Below are 3641 nucleotides of genomic sequence, written 5' to 3' on the forward strand. Positions count from 1 at the left end.
TATATCTTCTCTCATAACAAGTTTACACTTCTAAAATGCCTAAAAATTTTTTTGTATCTAATTGCTCCCATGGAAGATTTAATTCAGTTCTCCCAAAATGTCCATAAGATGCTACCTGTTCATAAATTGGCCGGCGGAGTTTAAATATATCAATTATTCCTGATGGTGTAAGATCAAAATTATTATAAATAAATTCTGCAAGCAGTTCATCATCTTTTTTACCTGTTCCAAATGTATTAACATTAACAGAAACTGGATTTGCGATTCCTATGGCGTAGGATAATTGTACCTCACATTTTTCTGCTAATCCCACTGCAACAATATTTTTAGCAAGATATCGTGCCATATATGCTGCTGATCTGTCCACTTTTGTACAGTCTTTTCCTGAAAAGGCACCACCACCATGATGTGCACATCCACCATACGTATCTACAATAATTTTTCTTCCTGTAACTCCACTGTCTCCATGTGGACCACCAATCACAAAACGTCCTGTTGGATTAACATACACATTTGTATTATCATCCATCAATCCCTCTGGTATTATATCTTCAATCACATATTTAAGAATATCTTTATAAATTTTATCTTGGCTAATATTTTCATCATGTTGCACTGAACATACAATAGTGTCTATTCTTTTTGGTATATTCCCATCATATTCAATAGTCACTTGCGTTTTTCCATCTGGCCTCAAATACTTCAATCTTCCACTTTTTCTAACATTTGATAACTGTTTTGATAATTTATGTGCTAACACAATCGGAAGGGGCATATACTCTTTGGTTTCATTTGTCGCATATCCAAACATCATTCCCTGATCCCCAGCTCCAATTTCAGCTTTATCTTTTTTTACTTTAGCTTCCAATGCTTCATTTACTCCCAAAGCAATATCTTCTGACTGTTTATCTAAACATACAATAATTCCACAGGTATCTGCATCAAAGCCATATTTTGAATCATTATACCCAATTTTGCGAACCGTATTTCTGACAATACTAGGAACATCAATGTTAGCATTTGTTGTAATTTCACCCATGACAAGCACTAAGCCCGTAGTTATACATGTTTCACACGCAACACGACCATAAGGGTCTTTTTCCATAATAGCATCCAAAATAGCGTCTGAAATTTGATCACATATTTTATCTGGATGTCCTTCGGTGACAGATTCTGAAGTAATTAATTTCTTTAACATATCTCTTCTCCTTTTTAATTTTGTATTTCAGCCATTATGTACCAAAATCTACATTGCTTTTTTCTTATAATACATAAAAAACTCCTTAATTTTTTATATCTGCTATAACTTGTAAATTAATTGTCACATTTTGTTCGATGCAGGCTATATATAGACCTATATTTTCAAATTAGCGGTTACACTATATCTATAATTAGGACTATATATAGGAGGTGTTCGATGACTTCTAATCAAGCTGTCTGTAATAGAATTGCCGATTTGTGTAAAGAACAAGGCATTACTTATTATACATTAGCATGTCGTGCTGCTATTCCACAGTCCACCTTAAAAAATATTTTTCATGGAACTAATCCTACACTTTCTACTATTAGTAAAATATGCAGTGGCTTTGGCATAACAGTAAGTGAATTTTTCCAAGCAGATTATTTTTTGATATGTGAAGATGATTAATTTTGAAGAAAGGTATGAACTATATGCTAAATTTAGCTATTTGCGACAATGAGCCTGCCATCATTGAAGAATTAGAAGAATATTTGGATAAGATATCAGACATTTCATTTGACTATGAAGTATTTTTTAGCGCAGAGGAATTATACTCTTATAAGAAAAAACAGGAGTTGGATTTTGATGTTTATATCCTGGATATTGAAATGGGAGAGATGTCAGGATTGGAACTTGCTAAAAAATTACGGCAAGACTCTCCCCATTCCCTTATCGTTTTTCTTACAAGTTTTTCTAAATATGTTTATGATGTTTTTGAAGTTGTGACTTTTGATTTCATTTTAAAACCGGTTTCTTTTGAGAATTTCAGCAAAGTGCTTCATAAAGCATGTGATTTCTTATGTATGGCTAAAGTAAATTTTGTCTTTAGCTATCGTAAAAATAGCTACAGTATCCCTTGCCAATCCATTGTATATATAGAAAAACTTGGAAGAAAAGCCCTTATACACACCAATACAGGGGATATATATCAATGTAACAAAAATTTAGATGAGATATGGTCACAATTAGATAAGCGTATGTTTGCATCTATTCGAGTGGCATGTATTGTGAATCTTTCCGAAATAGTACAGGTGGTACGTGATGAACTTCTGTTAAAAAATGGAAATACTCTCCATGTTGGACGGGCCTATCGACAGGAAATTAAACTACGTCATTTACAATTCCTAAAGGAGCAGTTATGAAATCTTTCTTTTTTATATGCTTAACGAATTGCTTAGATTTTGGGATATTAGAAAAATATTTGCAATGTTTCAGTCAAGAACGAAAAGTTGATCGCTATAAACTGATTTTTCTATTTCTTTTTTGTACAATTACTACAAGTATAGTAAACATGTATAAAAATCCAACTATCAATTTATTATGTAGTATCTGTATGATATACCTGTACAGTTTATCTTTTTCGTATTCTCGTTTATATTATATAATTCTACCGATTTTATACATTGGTTTGGGATTTGTGTCAGAGCCTATAGGATTTTTATTGACACTCCGACTTGAAACACAAATCAGCATGGAAATATCTTTTTATATTTCCGTGCTGATTTGTGAATTTATTCGATATCTTCTGGTTCGGGCTATATGCCATAGTTGGGCAATTCAGTTACCAAATTTATCAAAACAGATGAGCCTATTACTTTTTTTAATACCTCTTTCCAGCGTATTTATTAGTTGTATGGCAATATATTTAACTGGAACCTATGATAATTTAACCGGAAATGTACTATGCTTGGCAATTATTTTATTAGTATTATTAACAAACATACTGACATTTGCTATTTTTCACAAGTTAAGTATTGTAATAGCTGATAATTATAAAAATGAACTCCTTCTGCAAGAAGTGAAGATGAAGGAACAGTATTATCGTGAAATCGAAGCAGGAAATAAAAAGGTACAAGAAATAAAACATGATTTAAAAAATCGTCTGATTGCCCTTTATGCAATAGAGAAAGCAAATGTAGATTTTAAAAAAGAATTTCAAAAGATCATTGGTGAATTAGACGAAGGAGAAAAAACCATATACACTGCAAATATAATTGTCAACACTATTTTGAATAATAAACTTCGTAATGCCCAGAAAAGGCATATCGCAACAGAAGCCTCGGTATTAGTACCCAAGCAAATGAATCTGGACTATAGCGCTGCCGGGATATTATTAGGAAACCTCCTGGATAATGCAATAGAGGCATGTGAAAAAATAGAAGCTTCAAAAAGATGGATTGCTGTGAATATCATTTATAAAGAACATACTTTGATTTTAAAAATCTGCAATAGTAAAGAAATAAAAAAGGCAAACATTGCATTGAGCAGCAAACGTCATTATAAGCAAAGTGGAATTGGCATACATAGTGTTACAAGGGTAGTGGAAAAATATAATGGTACAATAGAATTTTTGGATCTAGGTGACTCCTTTGAAGTAAGTGCTGTTCTTTATGGTATTTTA

At 32.1% G+C, this 3641-nt stretch carries 4 protein-coding genes; 3 read left to right on the forward strand and 1 reads right to left on the reverse strand.

The genetic code is table 11. The annotated features are described in order from the left end of the window. Window positions 1-22: 22 nt before the first annotated feature. Window positions 23-1198, reverse strand: a complete 1176-nt coding sequence (metK, locus tag ACZM4J_RS12080) for a methionine adenosyltransferase (RefSeq protein WP_117846393.1) — start codon at window positions 1196-1198, stop codon at window positions 23-25. A 219-nt stretch (window positions 1199-1417) separates the two neighbouring features. Here metK and ACZM4J_RS12085 point away from each other — a divergent pair, with 219 nt between their 5' ends. The 3 genes from ACZM4J_RS12085 to ACZM4J_RS12095 form a co-directional block, all read left to right on the forward strand. Continuing rightward, window positions 1418-1648 carry a helix-turn-helix domain-containing protein gene (locus tag ACZM4J_RS12085; protein WP_117846394.1) on the forward strand — a complete coding sequence of 77 codons (231 nt, stop codon included), beginning with the start codon at window positions 1418-1420 and terminating at the stop codon, window positions 1646-1648. A gap of 2 nt (window positions 1649-1650) precedes the next feature. After that, window positions 1651-2382 carry a LytR/AlgR family response regulator transcription factor gene (locus tag ACZM4J_RS12090; protein WP_459784319.1) on the forward strand — a complete coding sequence of 244 codons (732 nt, stop codon included), beginning with the start codon at window positions 1651-1653 and terminating at the stop codon, window positions 2380-2382. Then, on the forward strand, window positions 2379-3641 hold a 1263-nt coding region (locus tag ACZM4J_RS12095), incomplete at its 3' end, for a sensor histidine kinase (protein ID WP_117846391.1). The genes ACZM4J_RS12090 and ACZM4J_RS12095, both read left to right, overlap by 4 nt.

This window comes from Eubacterium sp., assembly GCF_057858645.1.

What these genes read in the sequence shown, in the direction of transcription:
- ACZM4J_RS12085 (WP_117846394.1), top strand. Translation starts at nt 1,418, where the DNA reads ATGACTTCTAATCAAGCTGTCTGTAATAGAATTGCCGATTTGTGTAAA.
- metK (WP_117846393.1), bottom strand. Translation starts at nt 1,198, where the DNA reads ATGTTAAAGAAATTAATTACTTCAGAATCTGTCACCGAAGGACATCCA.